Source organism: Pseudomonas sp. UMAB-40, from assembly GCF_900095275.1.
GTDB classification, from domain to species: domain Bacteria; phylum Pseudomonadota; class Gammaproteobacteria; order Pseudomonadales; family Pseudomonadaceae; genus Aquipseudomonas; species Aquipseudomonas mandelii_B.
This window is the reverse complement of sequence record NZ_LT607559.1, coordinates 60,975-82,427: the sequence shown is the minus strand read 5'-3', so window position 1 is coordinate 82,427 and position 21,453 is coordinate 60,975. Positions and strand designations below refer to the sequence as shown.

At 59.0% G+C, this 21,453-nt stretch carries 22 protein-coding genes and 1 pseudogene; 15 read left to right on the top strand and 8 right to left on the bottom strand.

Translation table 11 applies throughout. The features are described from left to right. Positions 1-631 (top strand): HlyD family efflux transporter periplasmic adaptor subunit (locus K0F88_RS14255; protein WP_257605252.1); only part of this gene is annotated, 631 nt, incomplete at its 5' end. Between the two features lie 87 nt (positions 632-718). On the opposite strand, the gene K0F88_RS14250 is transcribed toward K0F88_RS14255, so the two are convergent. Both K0F88_RS14250 and K0F88_RS14245 read right to left on the bottom strand, forming a co-directional pair. Further along, complete coding sequence (locus K0F88_RS14250) at positions 719-1,189, bottom strand: MaoC family dehydratase (protein WP_219095459.1); 471 nt, start codon at positions 1,187-1,189, stop codon at positions 719-721. Positions 1,190-1,229: 40 nt separating this feature from the next. After that, positions 1,230-2,174, bottom strand: coding sequence for an alpha/beta hydrolase (locus K0F88_RS14245; protein ID WP_219095458.1), 945 nt, complete (start codon positions 2,172-2,174; stop codon positions 1,230-1,232). Positions 2,175-2,409: 235 nt separating this feature from the next. Between K0F88_RS14245 and fadD2 the strand changes: the two genes are divergently transcribed. Continuing rightward, positions 2,410-4,098: a long-chain-fatty-acid--CoA ligase FadD2 gene (gene fadD2, locus K0F88_RS14240; RefSeq protein WP_219095457.1), complete on the top strand. Its 1,689-nt coding sequence runs from the start codon at positions 2,410-2,412 to the stop codon at positions 4,096-4,098. A 379-nt stretch (positions 4,099-4,477) separates the two neighbouring features. Beyond that, positions 4,478-6,178, top strand: a complete 1,701-nt coding sequence (gene fadD1 / locus K0F88_RS14235; protein WP_219095456.1) for a long-chain-fatty-acid--CoA ligase FadD1 — start codon at positions 4,478-4,480, stop codon at positions 6,176-6,178. 78 nt (positions 6,179-6,256) lie between these two features. On the opposite strand, the gene K0F88_RS14230 is transcribed toward fadD1, so the two are convergent. Continuing rightward, a complete protein-coding gene (locus K0F88_RS14230) occupies positions 6,257-6,634 on the bottom strand; it encodes a hypothetical protein (RefSeq protein ID WP_010457352.1) in 378 nt (125 codons plus the stop codon). Between the two features lie 200 nt (positions 6,635-6,834). Between K0F88_RS14230 and K0F88_RS14225 the strand changes: the two genes are divergently transcribed. The 3 genes from K0F88_RS14225 (at position 6,835) to def (ending at position 8,691) form a co-directional block, all read left to right on the top strand. Continuing rightward, positions 6,835-7,026 carry a CsbD family protein gene (locus K0F88_RS14225; protein WP_094471048.1) on the top strand — a complete coding sequence of 64 codons (192 nt, stop codon included), beginning with the start codon at positions 6,835-6,837 and terminating at the stop codon, positions 7,024-7,026. Positions 7,027-7,198: 172 nt separating this feature from the next. Next, complete coding sequence (locus K0F88_RS14220; protein WP_219095455.1) at positions 7,199-8,155, top strand: YihY/virulence factor BrkB family protein; 957 nt, start codon at positions 7,199-7,201, stop codon at positions 8,153-8,155. Continuing rightward, the gene (def, locus tag K0F88_RS14215; protein WP_219095454.1) at positions 8,152-8,691 is read left to right on the top strand and encodes a peptide deformylase; all 540 of its coding nucleotides are present in this window, start codon (positions 8,152-8,154) and stop codon (positions 8,689-8,691) included. The genes K0F88_RS14220 and def overlap by 4 nt, the downstream gene beginning before the upstream one ends. A 137-nt stretch (positions 8,692-8,828) precedes the next feature. Here the strand turns inward: def and K0F88_RS14210 are convergent, their stop codons facing one another. Next, complete coding sequence (locus tag K0F88_RS14210) at positions 8,829-9,245, bottom strand: GNAT family N-acetyltransferase (protein WP_094471051.1); 417 nt, start codon at positions 9,243-9,245, stop codon at positions 8,829-8,831. Positions 9,246-9,606: 361 nt separating this feature from the next. Here K0F88_RS14210 and K0F88_RS14205 point away from each other — a divergent pair, with 361 nt between their 5' ends. The 6 genes and pseudogenes from K0F88_RS14205 to K0F88_RS32975 all read left to right on the top strand — a co-directional run bounded on the left by K0F88_RS14205 (position 9,607) and on the right by K0F88_RS32975 (position 15,154). Next, complete coding sequence (locus K0F88_RS14205) at positions 9,607-10,548, top strand: fatty acid desaturase (protein WP_219095453.1); 942 nt, start codon at positions 9,607-9,609, stop codon at positions 10,546-10,548. Positions 10,549-10,686: 138 nt separating this feature from the next. Further along, positions 10,687-11,478 (top strand): phosphate/phosphite/phosphonate ABC transporter substrate-binding protein, encoded by a 792-nt coding sequence (locus K0F88_RS14200; RefSeq protein ID WP_219095452.1) that lies wholly within the window; start codon positions 10,687-10,689, stop codon positions 11,476-11,478. Positions 11,479-11,719: 241 nt separating this feature from the next. Then, entirely contained in the window at positions 11,720-12,253 is a 534-nt protein-coding gene (locus K0F88_RS14195; RefSeq protein WP_219095451.1) for a sigma-70 family RNA polymerase sigma factor, read from the top strand. Beyond that, positions 12,250-13,263 carry an ABC transporter substrate-binding protein gene (locus K0F88_RS14190; protein ID WP_219095450.1) on the top strand — a complete coding sequence of 338 codons (1,014 nt, stop codon included), beginning with the start codon at positions 12,250-12,252 and terminating at the stop codon, positions 13,261-13,263. The genes K0F88_RS14195 and K0F88_RS14190 overlap by 4 nt, the downstream gene beginning before the upstream one ends. 571 nt (positions 13,264-13,834) lie before the next feature. Further along, positions 13,835-14,611: pseudogene (locus tag K0F88_RS32980) on the top strand (PAS domain-containing protein); the annotation flags it as partial. Further along, positions 14,585-15,154 (top strand): methyl-accepting chemotaxis protein, encoded by a 570-nt coding sequence (locus tag K0F88_RS32975; RefSeq protein ID WP_257605256.1) that lies wholly within the window; start codon positions 14,585-14,587, stop codon positions 15,152-15,154. The pseudogene K0F88_RS32980 and the gene K0F88_RS32975, both read left to right, overlap by 27 nt. 72 nt (positions 15,155-15,226) lie before the next feature. Here K0F88_RS32975 and K0F88_RS14180 read toward each other — a convergent pair whose 3' ends face one another. From K0F88_RS14180 to K0F88_RS14170, 3 genes are all read right to left on the bottom strand, one after another. Then, entirely contained in the window at positions 15,227-15,760 is a 534-nt protein-coding gene (locus K0F88_RS14180) for a hypothetical protein (RefSeq protein ID WP_219095448.1), read from the bottom strand. Between the two features lie 161 nt (positions 15,761-15,921). After that, positions 15,922-16,554, bottom strand: a complete 633-nt coding sequence (locus K0F88_RS14175) for a glutathione S-transferase family protein (RefSeq protein ID WP_094471055.1) — start codon at positions 16,552-16,554, stop codon at positions 15,922-15,924. 57 nt (positions 16,555-16,611) lie between these two features. Next, positions 16,612-17,043 carry a PACE efflux transporter gene (locus K0F88_RS14170; RefSeq protein WP_094471056.1) on the bottom strand — a complete coding sequence of 144 codons (432 nt, stop codon included), beginning with the start codon at positions 17,041-17,043 and terminating at the stop codon, positions 16,612-16,614. A gap of 121 nt (positions 17,044-17,164) precedes the next feature. On the opposite strand from K0F88_RS14170, the gene K0F88_RS14165 reads away from it, so the two are divergent. Next, the gene (locus K0F88_RS14165) at positions 17,165-18,037 is read left to right on the top strand and encodes a LysR family transcriptional regulator (protein WP_094471057.1); all 873 of its coding nucleotides are present in this window, start codon (positions 17,165-17,167) and stop codon (positions 18,035-18,037) included. 104 nt (positions 18,038-18,141) lie between these two features. Here the strand turns inward: K0F88_RS14165 and K0F88_RS14160 are convergent, their stop codons facing one another. Next, positions 18,142-19,173 (bottom strand): LacI family DNA-binding transcriptional regulator, encoded by a 1,032-nt coding sequence (locus K0F88_RS14160; RefSeq protein WP_219095447.1) that lies wholly within the window; start codon positions 19,171-19,173, stop codon positions 18,142-18,144. Between the two features lie 215 nt (positions 19,174-19,388). Between K0F88_RS14160 and K0F88_RS14155 the strand changes: the two genes are divergently transcribed. After that, on the top strand, positions 19,389-19,922 hold the full coding sequence (locus K0F88_RS14155; RefSeq protein ID WP_219095446.1) for a gluconokinase: 534 nt from the start codon (positions 19,389-19,391) through the stop codon (positions 19,920-19,922). Between the two features lie 82 nt (positions 19,923-20,004). Next, entirely contained in the window at positions 20,005-21,357 is a 1,353-nt protein-coding gene (locus tag K0F88_RS14150; protein ID WP_219095445.1) for a GntP family permease, read from the top strand. Positions 21,358-21,453: the final 96 nt, after the last annotated feature.

Here is a 21,453-nt window from a genome sequence, read left to right as displayed (position 1 = left end):
TCGTTTCGAAGCAGCGCTGGAGAAGGCCCAGGCGGTGGTGCAGACCCGCCAGCAACAACTCAATCTGCGCGAACGCGAAGCCAGCCGCCGCGCCAGCCTCGGGCCGCAAGCCATCAGTGCCGAGCTGCGCGAGAACGCGCAAATCAACGCCGGGATCGCCCGGGGTGAATTGCGTGAAGCTCAGGCGGAAGCCAAGGTTGCGGAGCTCAATCTGGCGCGCAGCCAAGTCCATGCGCCTCGCAGCGGCCACATCACCAACCTGCGCCTGGCCCAAGGCAACTACGTGAATGCGGGGCAACCGGTGATGGCGTTGATCGATGATTCGACCTTTTATGTGCAGGCGTATTTCGAAGAAACCAAGTTGCCGCGGATTCGGGTGGGCGATCCGGTGAAAGTCTGGTTGATGAGTGCGGGCGAAGCGCTGGACGGGCATGTGGAAAGCATCAGTCGCGGGATTACCGATCGCAATACCACACCGGACGGGCAGTTATTGGCGGAGGTGGAACCGACGTTCAACTGGGTGAGGCTGGCGCAGCGGATTCCGGTGCGGATCAAGATTGATCAATTGCCGGAGGGGATGAATTTGAGTTCGGGGATGACGGCGAGTGTGCAGGTGCAGGAGGGGGATTAAGATCAAAAGATCGCAAGCTCCTACAGGTGTACACAAAACCTTGTAGGAGCTGTCGAGTGAAACGAGGCTGCGATCTTTTAAGGGCAATCAGCCGATGCTGATCGCCGGCAGGGTAGTCAACGTCACGGTCTGCTGCTTGCGCGGCGCCAGAATCTCGGCCTCGCCATCCACCACCAATTCATCGCGCTGGTTAAACACTCGAGTGGCGATCCGCACACGAAACTTCGGCAGTTTCTCGAGGATTTCCAGGCGCACGGTCAGGGTGTCGCCAATCTTCACCGGCTTCTGAAAACTCATCTGCTGACCGATATAAATAGTCCCCGGCCCAGGCAACTCGCAAGCCACCGCTGCACTGATCAGCGCACCGCTGAACATGCCGTGAGCGATGCGCTCCTTGAACATGGTGCCGGCGGCGAATTCGGCGTCCAGGTGCACCGGGTTGTGATCACCCGACATCGCGGCGAACAACTGAATGTCGCGCTCTTCGACCGTCTTGCTGTAACTGGCGGTCTGGCCGACTTCGAGGGCTTCGTAAGGGGTGTTGGTAACCTGGGTCATCTGTTTCAATTCCTGTGACGAATAAAAAATCCACAAAAAACTATTCCGATCTGGGTGGCCGGCGGTGGCTCAGCGCCTGGGCGATCCAGCTCAACACGTCATTGATCACTTCATCGCGGTTGCTCTCGTTGAACAGTTCATGCCGTGCCTGCGGGTAAATAGTCAGTTGCAGGTTCTGGCTGCCGGCCGCGCGTAGCGCATCGGCCAGATCTTTCAGACGTTTGCCTTCGCTCACCGGATCACATTCACCGCCAATCACCAGCAACGGCAGGCCCGGATCAATCTGAGCGAGATTGGACGCTTTGCTGATTTGCTGCAACCCACCAAGCAAATCGATCCACAACTGATTGGTGCAACGAAAGCCGCAGAGCGGGTCGTTGGCGTACAGATCGACTTCCGCTGGATCGCGGCTGAGCCAGTCGAAACGCGTGCGCACCGGTTTGAATTTCTTGTTGAACGAGCCAAACGACAGCCACTCGATCAGCGCGCTGCGGCCCTTGGGACCCTGGCGCAGTTTTTCGACACGGGCAATCTGACGTGCCGCACGGTAGAGGGCGATGGGCTGGAAGTTCGAACCACTAAGCACCGCGCCGTACAGGCTGGCGCTGTGATGCAGCAGGTAGGCCTGGGCGATGTAGCTGCCCATGCTGTGGCCGAGCAGCACGATCGGTACGCCGGGATGTTGCTGGCCGATGTGCTGGTTGAGGCTGGCCAGGTCGCCAACCACTTTGCACCAGCCATCGTCGTCGGCGAAATGGCCGAGTGTCCCGTTTTCGGCAGTTTTGCCATGTCCACGCAGGTCCGGCGCGTAGACGCCGTAACCCTGCGCGCAGAGTTTTTCCGCCAGGCGGGCGTAGCGACCACTGTGTTCGGCCATGCCATGGGCTAGCAGGATCACGGCTTTTAAAGGCGGATCGGGCAGCCACTGGTTGACGTAGAGGCGGCTGCGGTCACTCGCGGTCAGCCAGAAAGTGTCGTGGATCATGGCGATTCCTTTGCATGGAGCTGCCGGGTGGGAAAACAGCGTCGATGCCTTTTATAGCGCATCCTGCGCTTGCCGTCTGATCAGGCCACGCCGCTGCAGCAAGATTCACACGGTCAATGACGGCCATTGGCATATTTGCCTGATTCGCCATAACTGCTAGTGTCCGTGAAGCCCCGCTTTTAAGAAGTGACAGAAAAGCGGCCCCGGATAGGCTCAGGTAAAGAGGACAAGAACAATGCAACCTGATTTCTGGAATGACAAACGCCCGGCCGGCGTGCCCCTGGATATTGACCTTGGGGCCTATAAGTCGGTGCTTGAGGTGTTCGAGCGTTCCTGCAAGAAATTCGCTGATCGCCCTGCGTTCAGCAACATGGGCGTGACCCTGACCTACGCCGAACTGGAACGCTACAGCCTGGCGTTCGCCGGTTACCTGCAAGCTCACACCGATCTGGTGCCGGGGGATCGCATCGCGGTGCAGATGCCCAACGTCCTGCATTACCCGATTGCCGTGTTCGGTGCGTTGCGCGCCGGGCTGATTGTGGTCAACACCAACCCGCTGTACACCGCGAGGGAGATGCGTCATCAGTTCAAGGACTCCGGCGCCCGGGCGCTGGTGTACCTGAACATGTTCGGGGCCAAGGTCCAGGAAGTGCTGCCCGACACCGACATCCAGTACCTGATCGAAGCGAAGATGGGCGACCTGATGCCTGCCGCCAAGGGTTGGCTGGTCAACACGATGGTGAGCAAGGTCAAGAAAATGGTCCCGGACTATTCCTTGCCCCAGGCCATTTCCTTCAAGAGCGCGCTGCGTCTGGGCCGGGGCCTGGGCATCAAGCCGCTGAACGTCAGCCTCGACGACATCGCGGTGTTGCAATACACCGGCGGCACCACCGGCCTGGCCAAGGGCGCGATGCTGACCCACGGCAACCTGGTGGCGAACATGCAACAGGCGCGGGCGTGCCTCGGGCAGTTCGGCAGCGACGGTCAGCCGTTGCTGCGCGAAGGTCAGGAAGTGATGATCGCGCCGCTGCCGCTGTACCACATCTATGCGTTCACGGCGAACTGCATGTGCATGATGGTGACCGGCAACCACAACGTGCTGATTACTAATCCGCGCGACATCGGCGCCTTCATCAAGGAGCTGAAGAACTGGCGGTTCTCGGCGCTGCTGGGGCTCAATACGCTGTTCGTGGCGCTGATGGATCACCCAGACTTCAAGACCCTGGATTTCTCCAGCCTCAAACTCACCAACTCCGGCGGCACCGCGTTGGTCAAGGCGACCGCCGAGCGCTGGGAAAAGCTCACCGGGTGCCGCATCACCGAGGGTTACGGCCTGACCGAAACCTCACCGGTGGCGTGCACCAACCCCTACGGCGACAAATCGCGGATCGGCACGGTCGGCCTGCCGGTACCGGGCACCACGCTGAAAGTGATCAACGATGAAGGCGTCGAGCAGGCGCTGGGCGAGCGTGGCGAACTGTGCATCAAGGGCCCGCAGATCATGAAGGGTTACTGGCAGAAACCGGAAGCCACTGCCGAGGTGCTGGATGCTGAGGGCTGGTTCAAGTCCGGCGATATCGCGGTGATCGACCCGGACGGTTTTGTGCGCATCGTCGATCGCAAGAAAGACATGATCATCGTCTCGGGCTTCAACGTGTACCCGAACGAGATCGAAGACATCGTGATGGCACACCCGAAAGTCGCCAACTGCGCGGTGATCGGCGTGCCCGACGAGCGTTCGGGGGAGGCGGTGAAGCTGTTTGTGGTGGCCCGCGAATCCGGGGTCAGCCTTGAAGAGCTGAAGGCGTACTGCAAGGAAAACTTCACGGCGTACAAAGTGCCCAAGCACATTGTGTTGCGGGAGTCGTTGCCGATGACGCCGGTGGGTAAGATTCTGCGGCGGGAACTACGTGATATCGCATAGCCGGTGAATGGCCGCGCTTTGCGCGGATCGCAGGCAAGCCACGCTCCCACAGGTTTCGCGTCGTTCACTGGTTTAGTGGACGCCACCGAACCTGTGGGAGCGGGCTTGCCCGCGATGCTTTTAAGGGAAGGCCCAAAATACGGGGCTTTCAGGGTTGTATAGAATCTTTGCTCTAAAATGACCGCTAGCAATTCTTGAGTCACAATTGTGACCATAGAGGCCGCTTTTGGCTCTAGTCGACCCTTGGCAAAGCTGCTACTCTCGGCGCGCTTTGTGACGTCTCGGGCTTATAAAAGCGCTAGATTCACCGACAAACACACACCAATAATAATCGCATCAAATGCGGTGCTGAATTCGCGTTGCTGAGGAGTGGGCTTCCATGAACGAAGACTTTTGGAAGGATAAGTACCCTGCCGGGATTGCTGCCGAGATCAATCCAGACGAGTATCCGAATATTCAGGCAGTGTTGAAACGTTCCTGCCAGCGCTTCGCCGACAAACCGGCATTCAGCAACCTGGGCAAGACAATCACCTACGGTGAACTGTACGAATTGTCCGGTGCCTTTGCCGCTTATCTGCAACAGCATACCGACTTGCAGCCCGGTGATCGAATCGCCGTGCAACTGCCCAACGTGTTGCAGTACCCGGTGGCCGTCTTCGGTGCGATCCGCGCCGGGCTGATCGTGGTCAACACCAACCCGCTGTACACCGCGCGGGAAATGGAACACCAATTCAACGATTCCGGTGCCAAAGCCCTGGTCTGCCTGGCCAATATGGCGCATCTGGCGGAAATCGTCGTGCCGAAAACCGGCGTCAAGCACGTGATCGTCACCGAAGTGGCCGACCTGCTGCCACCGCTCAAACGCCTGCTGGTCAACAGCGTCATCAAGTACGTGAAGAAGATGGTCCCGGCGTATCACTTGCCCAAGGCCATCAAGTTCAACGACGTGCTGAGCAAGGGCCACGGCCAGCCAGTGGCTGAAGCCAACCCGGCCAGCAGCGATGTTGCCGTCCTGCAATACACCGGCGGCACCACCGGCGTGGCCAAGGGCGCGATGCTGACCCATCGCAACCTCGTGGCGAACATGCTGCAGTGCAAGGCGCTGATGGGTTCCAACCTCAACGAAGGCTGCGAGATCCTGATCACGCCGCTGCCGCTGTACCACATCTATGCGTTCACCTTTCATTGCATGGCGATGATGCTGATCGGCAACCACAACATCCTGATCAGCAACCCGCGCGATTTGACGGCGATGGTCAAGGAACTGTCGAAGTGGAAGTTCAGCGGCTTCGTCGGCCTCAACACCCTGTTCGTGGCACTGTGCAACAACGAAGCGTTCCGCAAGCTGGATTTCTCGGCGCTGAAAGTCACCCTGTCCGGCGGCATGGCCCTGCAACTGGCGGCAGCCGAGCGCTGGAAAGCGGTCACCGGTTGCGCCATCTGCGAAGGTTACGGCATGACCGAAACCAGCCCGGTGGCCACCGTGAACCCGATTCAGCACATCCAGATCGGCACCATCGGTATTCCGGTTCCATCGACCGTGTGCAAAGTCATCGACGATGCCGGCGTTGAACAGCCGTTGGGCGAAATCGGCGAACTGTGTGTGAAAGGTCCGCAAGTGATGAAGGGCTACTGGCAGCGTCAGGACGCCACCGATGAAATGCTCGACAGCGAAGGCTGGTTGAAAACCGGTGACATCGCGTTGATCCAGCCGGACGGCTACATGCGCATCGTCGATCGCAAGAAAGACATGATCCTGGTCTCCGGTTTCAACGTTTACCCGAACGAACTGGAAGATGTGCTGGCGACCCTGCCGGGCGTGCTGCAATGCGCGGCCATCGGTGTACCGGACGAGAAGTCGGGCGAAGCAATCAAGATCTTCATTGTCGCCAAACCGGGCGTGACGTTGACCAAGGAGCAGGTGATGGAGCACATGCGTGCCAACGTCACCGGTTATAAGGTCCCGCGTTCCGTGGAGTTCCGCGATGCGCTGCCGACCACCAACGTCGGCAAGATCCTGCGCCGCGAGTTGCGCGACGAAGAGCTGAAGAAGCTCAACGCCAAGAAAGTCGGCGCGTAACAAACAAGAAGCCCCGCAGATGCGGGGCTTTTTGTTGCCTGACTGATCGTCCTCACGCTCTGCGTGGGAGCGATCGACTTAGAGGCGAAATGGCGCGAAATTGACATTGGTGCCCGCCGGACGCATGTCCTGCAGGTACGAGTCCTTGTCGGCGCTCAGTTCCAGGCTCAAAGCGGCTTTGCGCTTGCCTTCGTTGCGCACCACCAGGCCTTCAAGCTTCTCGCGCAGGAACACCGTCGGCACTTTCAAGTGCAGCAGTTCGTCGGTTTCCGGCGTGTGCATCAGCAGGTGAACCCATTCGTACTGACCAATGGCCAGGCGCGCCACCGGGATATCGAACCACCAGATGTTGCGGTTGCGGTTCAGTTCGGTGAAATGGCAGTTGTTGACGCCAAGCACAGCACCGCCAAGTTCCTGGTTTCTGCGGGCAATGGCCTGCTTTTTATCGAGTTTCATAACATTCCTACGGGATTGGATCTTCAGCGCCATGGCCTGAATACGTTGCGCATTCTCGGGGGTTGGTCGGCAAACATAAAGCCCAACCTGCACTGAACGATGAAATGTCGTCGTGAAAATAAATGAAACTCCGTGCAAATGCCCCCGGTCAATCTTTGTGTAACGACTTTTTCCGTTGAATTGTTCACAGGAGAAACACCATGAGCAGCACTGGCGATAAAGTAAAAGGCATGGCCAACGAAGCCGTCGGCAACGTCAAGCAAGGCGTCGGCAAGGCCACCGGTAACGACAAAATGCGCGCCGAGGGGGTCGTGCAGGAAAGAAAAGGCGAGGCCCAGCAAGCGGTCGGCAAAGCCAAGGACGCGATCAAGAAAGGCGTCGACAAGGCTTGATTCGGCCTTTGATGAGCAACAGGAACGGCCATCCACGGATGGCCGTTTTTGTGTCAGCCTGAACTTGCACACGGAAATTGTTTCAAAGTCGCCAAGTAGGCTACTTTGATGTAGAAAACGGCCCCTGAGTCGCCTCGACTTCAACCCATTTTTGCGGCGAAAGGAGACGCTAATGTTTTTCCCCCACATGAAAGGCCTGCGCCTGCACCGTGTCATGATGCGCACGGTCACCGAGTTCGTCGACGACGAGATGTCGACCTATGCCTCGGCATTGGCCTATCAAATGCTGTTTTCGCTGTTTCCCTTCATTCTTTTTCTCATCGCACTGATCGGTTTCCTGCACCTGCCGGATTTCTTTTCCTGGTTGCGCCTGCAATCCGAACTGGTCCTGCCGCCCCAGGCGCTGGAACAGGTGAACCCGGTGATCGACCAACTCCAGCAGTCCAAGGGTGGCTTGCTGTCGATTGGTATCGTGATTGCCCTGTGGACCGCGTCCGCCGGCGTGCGGCTGATGATGAGCGCGATGAACGCCGCCTACGACGTGGTCGAAGGCCGGCCCGCGTGGAAGCGTTTTCCGCTGTCGATCATCTACACGGTTGGCATCGCGGGCATGCTGTTGATTGCCGCTGCGTTGATGGTGCTCGGGCCGCAAGTGATGGGCTGGATTGCCGCGCAAGTCGGCATGGAAGACTTCATCGTGACCCTGTGGACCATTGTGCGCTGGCCCGTGGTGGTGATTTTGCTGATGGTGGCCGTGGCGCTGATTTACTACGTCATGCCCGACGTCAAACAGGAGTTTCGTTTTATCACCCCAGGCTCTGTGCTGGCGGTGGTGGTGTGGATCCTCGCTTCCGTGGGCTTTGGCCTGTACGTCAAGGAGTTCGCCAACTACAACGCCATGTATGGCAGTATCGGCGCGATCATCGTCCTGTTGCTCTACTTCTATATTTCCGCCGCGGTGTTGTTGCTGGGCGCGGAGATGAATGCGGTGATCGAACACATGTCGACCGAGGGCAAGAATGATGGCGAAAAAGTCCCCGGTGAACTCGATCACGAACCCAAACACCACGTTTCTGGACTGGGTCGGGATCACTCGATCAAGCCGCACACTGACGAAGTCATAAAATGATCCGTGAAATTCTGAAAATGGGCGATGAGCGCCTGCTGCGCATTGCCCCGCTGGTCCCGGCCGAGATGTTCGACAGCCCTGAGTTGTGGCAACTGATCGACGACATGTTCCAGACCATGGAAAGCGTCGGCGGCGTTGGCCTGGCTGCGCCGCAGATCGGAGTCGATCTGCAACTGGTGATCTTTGGGTTCGAGCACAGCGAACGGTACCCGGACGCTGAAGCGGTGCCGCAGACCATTCTGATCAACCCGCTGATCACGCCGTTGAGTCCGCTGATGGAAGAGGGTTTCGAAGGTTGCCTGTCGGTGCCAGGCCTGCGCGGCGCGGTGGATCGTTACCAGCAGATTCGCTACGAAGGGTTCGACCCGAAGGGCAATCCGATCGTGCGGATCGCCCAGGGATTCCATGCGCGGGTGGTGCAGCATGAATGCGATCACCTGATCGGCCGGTTGTACCCCTCGCGGATTACCGACTTCAGCAAATTCGGGTTCACCGAAGTGATGTTCCCGGACCTCGACCCTAACGCCGACGACTGAGCGTTGGACACCGCAAGACCTTGTGGGAGCGGGCTTGCCCGCGATAGCAATCTGTCAGACAACATCCATGTTGAACGTACAGGCCTCATCGCGGGCAGGCCCGCTCCCACATTTGATCTTCTAAAGGCTGGCGTGGGTTACCTGGCTGGATCCAAGCCCATGGCAATCATCGGTTTGCTGCGCGCGTAACGGCTCAAGCGTTCGGTCATGGCGTAGGGCATATGCGGATCGAAGGAAAACCCTCGGCGTTCATAAAAGCCCCGCAAGTCCGGGTGGCAGAACAGCCAGACGGGTTGTTCGAGACCGCGCACCGCTTCGGCGATCAACGCCGCCGCGATCCCTTGTTCGCGACAGGCCGGATCGACAAACAACCCCGTCAACCAATGCCCGCCCGCCACCGGTCGCAAACACAGCGCGCCAATGATTTCCTCGCGCCTGGCCACCCAGAGTTGAGCGTCACGAACCGCTTTCATCGGCGATTGGTGGGCGCGGTAAAACTTGTTCATCAATGGCCATAACGGCTCGGCGAGCAGGGAGTACTGGGTCTCGGGCATGGGTTTGATCTGTCGGTGCGCAAAGCGGGCGATTATAAAAGAACGCGCGGCCGGGGATAGGTGTATACCTGATCTCACATCCCGTATGAGTGGAGTACGTATCATGGCCAAAGGCATGGATTCAAAAAAAGCGGCAAAGAAGAAACCGGCGAAAACCGCCGATGAAAAGCGCGCAGACAAGAAGGCCAAGAAGGTGGATGTGTTCGGTCATTGAGGTCCAGTTACCTTCTGTTCCCCCTGTAGCAGCTGCCTCGTTTCACTCGACAGCTGCTACAGCTGATTGTCGAAATAGCAAAATAATCTGCAAGATTTCCCTGCGCCATTGCACAGAGGGGGACTGGTCCCCGATCTGAGCAACGCCATGCCTCATTACTTCGATGCCGCCCACCGAGAAGAAATCGAAACCCTGCGCCAACGCCTCACCGCTCGCACCGAGTGGCCGACCTGGCTGTTGCTGGCCGGCGTGTATGTCAGTTGGTTCGGCATTGTCCTGAGCAGTGATCGGCTGGGGGTGTGGTGGAGCACTTTTCTGCTGATTCCGCTGGTGGTGCTCTGGTTGTCAGTGCAGCACGAATTGCTTCACGGGCATCCGACCCGTTGGCCGTCGCTGAACAAAATCCTTGGCTACGCACCGTTTGCCGTCTGGTATCCCTACACCCTGTATCGCGACAGCCATTTGCTGCATCACCGCGACGAAGACCTGACCCTGCCCGGCCGCGACCCGGAAAGCCGTTACCTGACGGCCGAGCAGTGGCAGGGCAGTTCGCTCTTCGAACAAAGCCTGCACTGGCTGAACAAAACTGTGCTCGGGCGCTTCATGCTCGGCGCGCCGCTGGCCTTGCTGGCGCTGGCGAAGGAAGAACTGCAACGGCTGATCAACGGTGAGCGACAGGCGTGGTTGATGTGGCTGACCCACGGCGCGCTGACCGTGCTGATGCTGGTGTTTATCGCGCGCTACAGTGTGTTGCCGGTCTGGCATTACCTGTTGCTGATCAGCGTGCCGGCGCTGTCGATTGCGATGATTCGCTCCTACTATGAACACCGTCCGCACGCCGAACCCGAGCAGCGTACCGTGCTGAACGAGGCGGCCTGGCCGTGGCGCTGGTTGTTCCTGAACCTCAATTTTCACTTGGTGCATCACGACTTGCCGGGCCTGCCCTGGTATGACTTGCCACGCGCCTACCGGGCGCACCGCGAGCAATGGGTAGCGCGCAGCGGCGGGTTTCTGGTGCAGGGTTATGGGCAGTTGTGGCGGGAGAATGGAGTGAAGGCCATTGATAGCCCGCGGCATCCATTCCACTGATCCATGAACACCACTGAACCCTGTGGGAGCGGGCTTGCCCGCGATTACTATTTACCATTCAACACATTGGGTGACTGATCCAACGCTATCGCGGGCAAGCCCGCTCCCACAGGGTTATTTGTTGGCTGGAAGATTTTGATGACTGAACACATCGCCGAACTCCGGATGTACGTCGCCCCCGAGGCGATCCGCGCGGCGAACGAGTGTTGGCTCTCGCGCATCCTCGAACACCTGGGCCATGCCCGCTTGAATGCCGAAGGCCTGTCGCTGCCCGAACTCTGGTTATCGCCGGATCTGCTGCTGACCCAAACCTGCGGCTACCCGCTGATGACCGCATTGCGCGGCAAGGTCCGGGTCATCGGTCGGCCTCGTTATGAATTGCCCGACAGCAACGGCGGCAACCATTGCAGCCTGCTGCTGAGCCGCGCCGATGATCCACGACGGACCTTGCCTGAGTTGCTTGGCAGTCGTGGGGTAATCAATGGCGAAGACTCCAACAGCGGCATGAACCTGTTGCGCCACCGCTTGGCGCCGCTGCATCGCGACGGGCAGTTTTTTTCCAGTGTCGCCCTCAGCGGCAGCCATCGCGAGAGTCTGCGCTGGCTGCGCGAAGGGCTGGCAGACCTGGCGGCCATCGACAGCGTGACCTTCGCCTATCTGGCGCGACATGCCGACAAAGAAGTCGCCGGCCTGCGCGTCGTAGCCCGAAGCGCGTTCAGTCCGACCTTGCCGTACATCACGGCCGCGACGCTCACCGATGAACAGGTTGAGGCGCTTCGGCAGGTGATGAACACCTCGTTGCATGAGTTGCCCGACGTCGCGCAAATCCTTGGTCTGGAAGAAGTGCTGCCGGCCACCGAGACCGACTATCAAGTGATTCTCGACTATGAGCAGGAGGCTGAAGCGTTGGGGTATGGGCGGTTGCGATGAGGCATAAAAGTTGTGTCGACAATGACATCAGTCGCGGGCAAGCCACGCTCCCACAGGGTGTCGGTGAACCCTGTGGGAGCGTGGCTTGCCCGCGAAAGCGATAGATCAGGCACTCATCATCTAAATTCTTTAAAGGAATATAAAAATACTTTTTAAGTATTATTAAAGAATAAGGTCCCTTGCTAGGATCGCGTCACCGGAACACCGGACATTCAGCGACCCCTAAACCCTTGGAGCCTCTATGTCCGGCGCCGACGCATCCCATCGCAACAACGTGGGCGGATTGTTCCGCGCCCATTACCCCTGGCTTTGCGCACGCCTGCGCCGGCACCTGGGCACCCACGCCAGTGTCGAAGACATCGCCGCCGAAACCTTCGTGCACCTGCTCGAGTCGCCAGCGCTGACACCCATCCGCGAGCCTCGTGCCTTGCTCACCACCATCGCCCGACGCCTGGTTTATCAGCTCTGGCGTCGCCGCGATCTCGAGCGCCAACACCTGGAACACCTGCAGCAGACCGACCTTGTCGGTGGGCGATCGCCTGAGGAGTTGCTGCAGTTATCCCAAACCCTGAACAGTCTGGACCGCACCCTTGATCGCTTGCCGGGCAAAGTCCGGGCGACGTTCCTGATGTCCCGCGTCGACGGTCTGACGTACCCGCAAATAGCCGCCGAGCTGGGCATTTCCCAGCGCTCGGTCAGCGTCTACATGACCCGCACCCACGCCTTGTGCGCCCAGCACAGCGCCAACCAATCCCTGACCCAGAGGTCCGCATGAGATCGATCAAAACCCTGCTCGGCAGTTCGCTGCTGGCCCTGAGCCTGGTGGCTTTCCAGGTTCCGGCAGCCGAAAAAACCACACCGATTCACTTCGGAGACATCACCTGGGAGAGCGGAAGCCTGATCACCGAAATCCTGCGGCTGATCGTCGAGAAGGGTTACGGCTACCCGACCGATACTTTGCCGGGCAGCACCGTCAGCCTCGAAGCGGCGTTGGCCAAGAACGACATTCAGGTGATCGGTGAAGAGTGGGCCGGGCGCAGTCCGGCGTGGGTCAAGGCGTCCGCCGAGGGCAAGGTGTTCGGTTTGGGCGACACGGTCAAAGGCGCCACCGAAGGTTGGTGGGTACCCGAGTACGTGATCAAGGGCGACCCGGAGCGCGGCATCAAGCCGTTGGCCCCGGAGCTGAAGTCCGTCGCCGACCTGGCCCGTTACAAGGATGTGTTCCGCGACCCGGAAGACCCGAGCCGCGGTCGTTTCCTCAACAGCCCGACCGGCTGGACCTCAGAGATCGTCAACAGCCAGAAACTCAAGGCCTATGACCTGACCGCCAGCTACGTCAACTTCCGTACCGGCTCCGGCGCGGCGCTGGACGCCGAGGTCGCTTCATCGATCCGTCGTGGTAAACCGGTGCTGTTTTACTACTGGTCGCCAACACCGCTGCTCGGGCGCTTCAAACTGGTAAAGCTCGACGAGCCGCCGTTCGATGCCGAAGCCTGGAAGACCCTGGCTGATGCCAATAACCCGAATCCGAAAGGCACGCGCTCGATGCCGGCGAGCCTGGCGATTGGTGTGTCCGCGCCGTTCAAGGCGCAATACCCGGACCTGGTGGCGTTCTTTGAAAAAGTCGATTTTCCGATCGACCTGCTGAACCAGACGCTGGGGCAGATGAGCGAAAAACGTCAGCAACCGCGACACGTGGCCGAGGCGTTCTTGCGCGATCAGCCGCAGATCTGGAAAGCCTGGGTGCCGGGGGAGGTGGCCACCAAGGTGAGTGCGAGTTTGTAGTTTTCCCTGATGTTTTTGCAGCGATTGAGCTGCCGCCATCGCGGGCAAGCCTGCTCCCACAGTGGTTTAGAGTGTTCGCAGCTACTGCGTTCACAAAGATCCCTGTGGGAGCGGGCTTGCCCGCGATGATCTAGAGGCTTACACCCATTCAGCAATAAACGCCAAACACCCTCGCTGAACCGATTTTGTCCTCAATACTGGCCGACTAGTGGCCTTGCGTCCCTGACGTGCCTGTCTAAGCTGACTCGTAGCTAATCATGTCGCTCGCCATATGAAGAGGGCGCAGCAAGAGTGCCCACCCCAAGGCACCGACACGGAGCAAAAACGGAGCTGGCCGGTAAAGGGAGTTACTTATGAAAACGTTAGGGCTGGCCCGGTCCCGGGCTATCAAGAGAAGGATGTCTTGATAAGAGTGTTGCTGCATGGACCCTCCGATTGAACATCATTGATCACCTGACACTTCCTCCCATGGAGGAACGCGTGTGCCTGTTCCATAGAACGATGTGGTGGATTCCGTTGAAAGACCAAAGAACTTTCATCAATCAAAGAACGCGCTGAAGGTGATACGACCATGTTTAACCTACATCACAAGGCTGACCTGCTGGAAATCCAACGATTCAGCTGTGCGCTGACGGAGGCCAATGCCAAGTTGGCGGCGGTCAGTCGATCGATGGCGATGATCGAGTTCACTCTGGACGGCATCGTGCTGGATGCCAACGACAACTTTTGCAGCGTCATGGGGTACAGCGCCGACGAAGTGCGCGGCAAACATCACCGGATCTTTTGCGAAGAAACTTTTTATCGTAGCGAGACTTACGCGAAGTTGTGGCGGGATCTGGCCCGTGGCGAACCCGTCAGCGGCACCTTCTTGCGCCTGAACAAGCGCGGCAAGGAGGTCTGGCTCGAGGCCAGTTACATGCCGGTGTTCGGTCCCGACCGTCAGGTTAAAAGCGTGATCAAAGTCGCCTCGGACATCACTGCGCGCATCAATCAGGAGCATGAAAACGAAAGCCTGCTGGCTGCCATCGGTCGTTCCATGGCCGTGATCGAATTCACCCCCGAGGGCAAAGTCATCACGGCCAACGAAAACTTCCTGAAGACGATGCATTACTCGCTCCACGAAGTGGTGGGGCAGCACCACAGTCTCTTTTGCCACCGCGCCGAAGCCGAGTCGCCGGCCTACAAAGCGTTCTGGGCGTCACTCAATCGCGGCGAATATCACTCGCATCGTTTCGAACGCAAAGACAAACACGGCCATACCGTGTTTCTCGAAGCCTCCTACAACCCCTTGTTCGATGCCAAGGGCCGGCTCTACAAAGTGGTGAAGTTTGCCAGCGACATCACCCAGCAAGTCACTACCTTGCAAACGGCTGCGGAGTCGGCGCACAGCACTTCCGTGCAAAACGATGCCTGTGCGCAGAAAGGTTCTCAGGTGGTCCAGCAAACGGTGCAGATCATCCAGGACATTTCCCGGGACCTGAACGAAGCCGCGCTCAGTATCGATGCGGTCAGCAAACAGTCCGACATCATCGGCACCATCGTGCAGACCATTCGTGGCATTGCCGACCAGACCAACTTACTGGCGCTCAACGCAGCCATCGAAGCTGCCCGGGCGGGGGAGCATGGGCGGGGTTTTGCGGTGGTCGCTGATGAAGTGCGCAGCCTCGCGGCACGCACGAGCCAGGCGACGCTGGAGATTGTCGACGTGGTGCGCAAGAACCACGATCTGTCGTTGAGCGCGGTATCGAGCATGCAGTCGAGCTTGAGCCGAACCGGACTTGGGGTGGAACTGGCGAACGAGGCGGGGGAGGTGATCCTGGAGATTCAGCAGGGGTCGCGGCATGTGGTCGATGCGATCAGCCAGTTCAGCGAGACGTTGCAACTGAACTGACCCCATCGCGACGCGCCCTTTGTAGCCGCAGGCTGCGCCAGCGGCTACATGGATTGCGCGATACCAGCGCTGTCAAAGCGAAGCGAGGAACTTGTCGACCACCTGGCTGCTGCCTTTCTCACTGCTGGCGTTTTCTTTCTCGGCTTGCGCCAGTTTGATCTTGTCCTCCATGCGCTCGGCCATCTCTTTAGCAATCGCCTGTTGTTTCTCCGGCGGCATTTGCTCCACTTCTTCTTTCGTCAAACCCATCTCTTCCAGAATGGCGTCTTGCATGCGCTCTTCCGGGGTTTTGCTCATGTATTCCTTGAAGGCATCCGTGGCTAATTGAGTCTCGGCTGGAAGTTTGGCGGACGAGGCTTGCAGCCCCACACGGGTTTTCGCGAACGCTTCATCGACGTTGTCGCTGATTCGGCTCGCCTCACTGACTTGCTGCGTGGCGTTTTGAGTGGCCGATTGCTGTATCTGCGCGGCTTTCGCCTGAACGTTGCTTTGCAACGTTTGCAGCATCGCACCCTGAAGTCCGGCAGCGGCTTCGGCGGTAGGATCTTCGCCGGGCTTCTTGGGGAGCGGCACCGTTAACGTTTGTTGTTTAGCACTGACCAACATGATGAGTAGACCTTGTAGGTATTTGTGGTGCGGTGCTTTCAGCAAATAGTATGCCTATAAAGAAAAACCTCTATAAAACAGTCAGTTGGAGCGTGTTGGCCGAGCGGTCGACTTGGGTTTTGCGGTGAACCTTTGCCGTATGGCGGCAAACAGCGCGGGCATCAAGGCAAGCCGTTGCAGCCGTACTTGAGGAAGCCCGGACGTTGGGCCAATCGTTGGAAATACTCGTCGATGGCCGGGTAATCGGGCCGCTCCATCGGCGTCATCAACCATCGGTTGACGGATAGCCCGATGACAATATCGGCCAGGGTGAAGCGTGGCCCGGCGACGTAAGCTTTGGTCGCTGCGAGCTGGTGCTCGAGGATGCCCATCTTCTGGTTCCAGGTGCGCACACCGGCAGCGATGTGATGCGGGTCCTGGAATTCCGGATCTTTGCGCACCAATGCCGTGAATGCGTAGCTCCATGAGGCATTGAGTTCAGTGGCTTGCCAATCCATCCACTGCTCGACCCGAGCGCGCGCGGCCGGTTCGTGGGGGAGCAGATCGGTGTTCTGGTGTTTGCCGGCCAGATAACGGCAGATGGTGTTGGACTCCCACAGCACACCGGCGTCGTCGATGATCACGGGCACCAGCGCGTTGGGATTGAGTCGGAGAAACTCCGGCGTGTGGGTGGACGCATAACCGCCGCCCCAGTCCTCACGTTCGTAGGTCACGCCCAGTTCCTCACAGGTCCACAGGACCTTTCTGACGTTGATGGATGACGCTTTACCCAAAATCTTCAGTGCATGTTCCATTGAGCTACTCCGTTAGCGATTCGACGCTTCAGGAATCTGACAGACATTGCACGGTTTTCAAACCGGATCCGGCAGTGCCGAGGCGGGCAAACCAAACGTGCGATCAAACAGCCAGTTGAACGCGAAGGTGTAGCACGGGATGAAAATGATCAGCGCCAGGTCCAGCAGGAAAGCTTGCACCAGGCTGATGTTCATCCACCAGGCGATCAGCGGGATGAGAAACACTATCAAGGTTAGTTGAAATCCCACGGCATGGGCGATGCGCCGTTTAACGGTGCGTGTGCGTGAAGGCTGACGACTTTCCCAGCGCTCGAACAGCGTGGTGTAGATGAAATTCCAGGTCACCGCGATTGTGGTGATGATGACGGCCAACGGCCCGGTGCTGCCGGGGGAGGTGCCGGACAGCAGCGCCAGGCCAAGCGCCGAGAAGGTCATGCCAAAGACTTCGAACAGCGACACGTAGACCAGTTTGCGTTTAACGCCTTGCATGGAGTTTTGCCTCTTTCTCGCGAATTTGAAGCCAGTTGCACTGGCGAAGGCGGCGAAAGATAGCTTCAATAGGCCTGACAGAAAAAGTCAGAAGCTTTCAGTTTTATTGATAGGAAGAGGAATGAATTTCAACAGCGACAGCATCGAATTGTTCCTGGCCGTGATCGAGCGCGGTTCGTTTTCGGCGGCGGCGCGTGCGCTGGGCAAAGTGCCGTCGGCGGTGAGCATGGGCATTGCCAACCTGGAAGCCGAGCTCGGATATCCGCTGTTCGATCGCAGCCATCGCGAACCGGTGCCGACGGCGATGGCCAGTGCGCTGGTGCCGCACGCGCGGTTGATCGCCGAACAGCTCAAGCAGCTGCAAGTGCATGCGATCGAGCTGTCGCTGGGGCTGGAGAGCAAGTTGTCGATTGGTGTCGTGGCGGACCTCGACAAGCGCCGTTTGCTGGCCGCGATCAAGGTCATCGCCGAGCGTCATCCGCTTCTGGAAATCGAAGTGCTCAGCGCGCCCCAGGACGATGTGCTGGCGATGCTCCACAGCGGTCGCGTCAGCGTTTGCCTGGCGTTCGCGGGATTGAGCATGAACGTGCTGGAGCGATTCCAGTTCGTCGGCACCGAGAGCGTGATCGCCACACTGGCGGCGGACAATCCGCTGTTTCAGGGCGAGGATTTGTTTCTGGAAGATCTGGTTCAGGTGCGGCAAATCATCGTTGCCAGTCGCGACCTGCCGATCAGCGAAACCCGGCCTTTGGTAGGCGAATCCTTTTGGCGCACCGACACCCTCGCCATGGCGCTGGAAATGGTCGAAGCCGGGTTGGGCTGGGGTAATTTCCCGCTATCCGTGGTGCAGCCGTTGCTCGATGCGGGAAGACTCAAGCGCCTGATTTTCCGCAACATCGAGAACGGTCTGGTGCTGCCGGTGCATGCGGTGTGGCTCAAGAGCCAGCCGTTGCAGAAAGGCGCGATGGCGTTTGTCGAACTGATGGGGCGCTGAGGCAATCCCTTGTGGGAGTGAGCCTGCTCGCGATGAGGTCCTGACAGTCAGCATTGATGATGCCTGACCCACCGCCATCGCGAGCAGGCTCGCTCCCACATGGGTCAGGTGCTCTCGCGCACCTTCAACTCAAACCCCATGTCCTGCACCGGTTTGGCCACGGTGTTGCCCGCCAGCAAGGTCAGCATCAACTCCGCCGAACGCCGGCCAATCGCCTCGCGCGGGGTGCTGATGCTGCTCAGGCGCGGCACCATGTGCGCCGAGGCGGGCAGGTCGTTGAAACCGAGGATCGCCACTTGCTCGGGGATTTTGATCCCGCAGCGCATCGCTTCAAGCAGAGCGCCCTGGGCCAGGTCGTCGTTACCGAAGAAAATGGCATCGACATCGGGATGACTGGCGAGCAGTTGCAGGAACAGTTCGCCACCCAGTCCGACGGACGACGCTCGTGGCGTCAGCACTTCCAGGTCCGGGTCATACAAACCGGCCTTTTGCAGGGCTTTGCGAAAGCCTTCACCGCGCAGCAAGGTGCGTTGATCCAGTTGCGCGCCGATGTAGGCCAGGCGCTTGCGCCCACGGGACAGCAAATGTTGAGCCGCTGTTTCACCCGCCGCAAGTTGCGAAAAACCGACGCAATTGAGCCCGGCGGCACTGTCCAGTTCCATCATGTACACGCAGGGAATGTTGCTCGCCTCGATCATCCTGCGCGAACTTTCGGTGCGGTCGAAACCGGTCAGCAGCAAACCGCGAGGCTGGTACGCCATGTAATTGCGCAACAGGTTTTCTTCTTCGTCGCGCGAGTAATGGAAGTTGCCGATGAGCACTTCGAAGCCCTTGGGGCGCAAAACCTGATGAATGGCTTCCAGCGTATCGATGAACAGCAAGTTGGACAGTGACGGCACCAGAACCACCACCGAATGGCTCTGGGCCGAGGCTAACGCGCGGGCAGCAGGGTTGACCACGTAGTTCAGTTCAAGCGCCGCTTTCTGCACTTTTTCCACCAGTTCGGTGGCCACCGTGCTGACGCCGCGCAAGGCGCGGGAGGCGGTGATCGGGCTGACACCGGCCAGGCGTGCCACTTCGTTCAGGGTAGGGCGGCCAGTGGTGCGCGTATTTTTATCGTTTTTAGGGGAGATCATCGGACGGCTTGCCAAACAAAATTCGAGGCACTAAGGTAGCGCTGTCTCGATGCAGCTGCAAATGCGTGAGCGGGGTTTGCCTGATCCCCGCTTTTTGGCATTGGGAACGAACATGCTGCAACCCACAAAAATGACAAGAAGGCGTCGGCAACTTCTGCTTTTGATCCAGTGTCATATCTGGCAAAGGTAGCGCTGTCTGCGCGCTGAGGTGTTACATGAATCATTCCATCACCGCCCTGGTCATCATGGGCGTTGCCGGTTGCGGCAAGACTTGCGTCAGCGAGGCCTTGTGCCAACTCAGCGGCGCGACCGCCATTGAAGGCGACACTTTCCACCCTGCCGCCAATATCGAAAAGATGAGCGCGGGTATCCCCCTGAACGACGAAGACCGTGCCGGCTGGCTCGACAGCCTGTGCGATGAATTGCGCCGCGTCGACGCTCAAGGCCAGCGCCCGGTGCTGACCTGCTCGGCCCTCAAACACAGTTACCGCGAACGTCTGCGCAGCGCCTTGCCGGGCCTGGGCTTCGTGTTCCTTGAGCTGACCCCTGAAGTCGCCGCTGATCGTGTCTCCCATCGGCCGGGCCACTTCATGCCTTCGACCCTGATCGACAGTCAGTTCGCCACCCTTGAATCGCCCGTTGGCGAGCCCCTGACCCTGGCTCTGGACGCTTCGAACCACAGCGTCGACCAATTGGCGAAGCAAGCTCATGACTGGTGGCAGGCCCATGGCCTGAAACAGGCCGTATGAGTTTTTTCCGAAGAGATAGCGCTGTCCTCATGGCTCGCGAATTACCCGCTTTAATAACAACAACAACCAGGAGACACCCCTAATGTTTGGCATGTCCCACGAGACGTTCCTGCTGCTCGATGCAGTGGTCACGGTGATCGGGCTTATCGTCCTGATCACCAAGTTCAAGTTCCACCCCTTCATTGCCCTGATCATCGCCGCAGCCTTTCTCGGGCTGACCTCCGGCATGCCGATCGGCACCATCATCAAGGCGTTCCAGGACGGCTTCGGTGGGGTGCTCGGTTTCGTCGGGATCATCCTGGCGCTGGGCACCATGCTCGGCAAAATGATGGCCGAGTCGGGCGGGGCGGATCAGATTGCCCAGACGCTGATTCGGGCGTTCGGCAAGGACAAGGTGCAGTGGGCGATGATGTTCGCCGCGTTCCTGGTCGGCATTCCGCTGTTCTTCGAAATCGGTTTCGTGCTGCTGATCCCGCTGGTGTTCATCGTCGCCCGGCGTACCGGCGTGTCGATCATCAAGATCGGCATCCCGCTGCTGGCCGGCCTTTCCGCCGTGCACGGCCTGGTACCGCCGCACCCGGGTCCATTGCTGGCCATTGGCGTGTTCGGTGCCGACATCGGTAAAACCATTCTCTATGGCCTGATCGTTGCGCTGCCGACCGCTATTATTGCCGGCCCGATCTACGGCACTTTCATCGCCAAATACATCCCCGGCCATCCTAACCAGGAACTGGTGGATCAACTGGCTCGCGAGCCGGATTCCGCCGAGCTGCCGAGCTTCAGCATCACCCTGATCACCGTGCTGCTGCCGGTGTTCCTGATGTTGCTCAAGACCTTTGCCGACGTGGTGCTGCCGGAAGGCAATTTCGCACGCTCCTTCATGGACCTGGTCGGTCACCCGATCTCGGCGCTGTTGCTGGCCTTGCTGCTGTCGCTATACACGTTCGGCCACCGTCAGGGCATGGGATCGAACAAGATTCTGAAGTTGCTCGACGCCAGCCTTGCGCCAACCGCCGCGATCATTCTGATCATCGGTGCCGGTGGTGGCTTCAAGCAGATGCTGGTGACCAGCGGTGTGGGTGACGTGATCGGCCACATGGCAGTGAACGCGCAGATTTCGCCGATCCTGCTGGCCTGGCTGGTGGCGGCGGTGATTCGCGTGGCCACCGGTTCGGCCACCGTGGCGACCATTACTGGCGCGGGCATCGTGGTGCCGGTGGTGGGGATGATTCCAGGTGTGAACCGTGAGCTGCTGGTGCTGGCCACCGGTGCCGGTTCGTTGATCCTGTCTCACGTCAACGACGCGGGATTCTGGCTGGTGAAGCAGTACTTCAACATGACCGTGGCTGAAACCTTCAAGACCTGGACCGCGATGGAAACCATCCTGTCCATCGTTGCGCTGGGCTTTATCCTGCTGCTGTCGATGTTCGTTTAAGCAACACCGCAACGCTTTTGTAGGAGCCGGCTTGCTGGCGATGCAGACGACTCGGTTTAACTTCTAACCGAGTCGATGCCATCGCCAGCAAGCCGG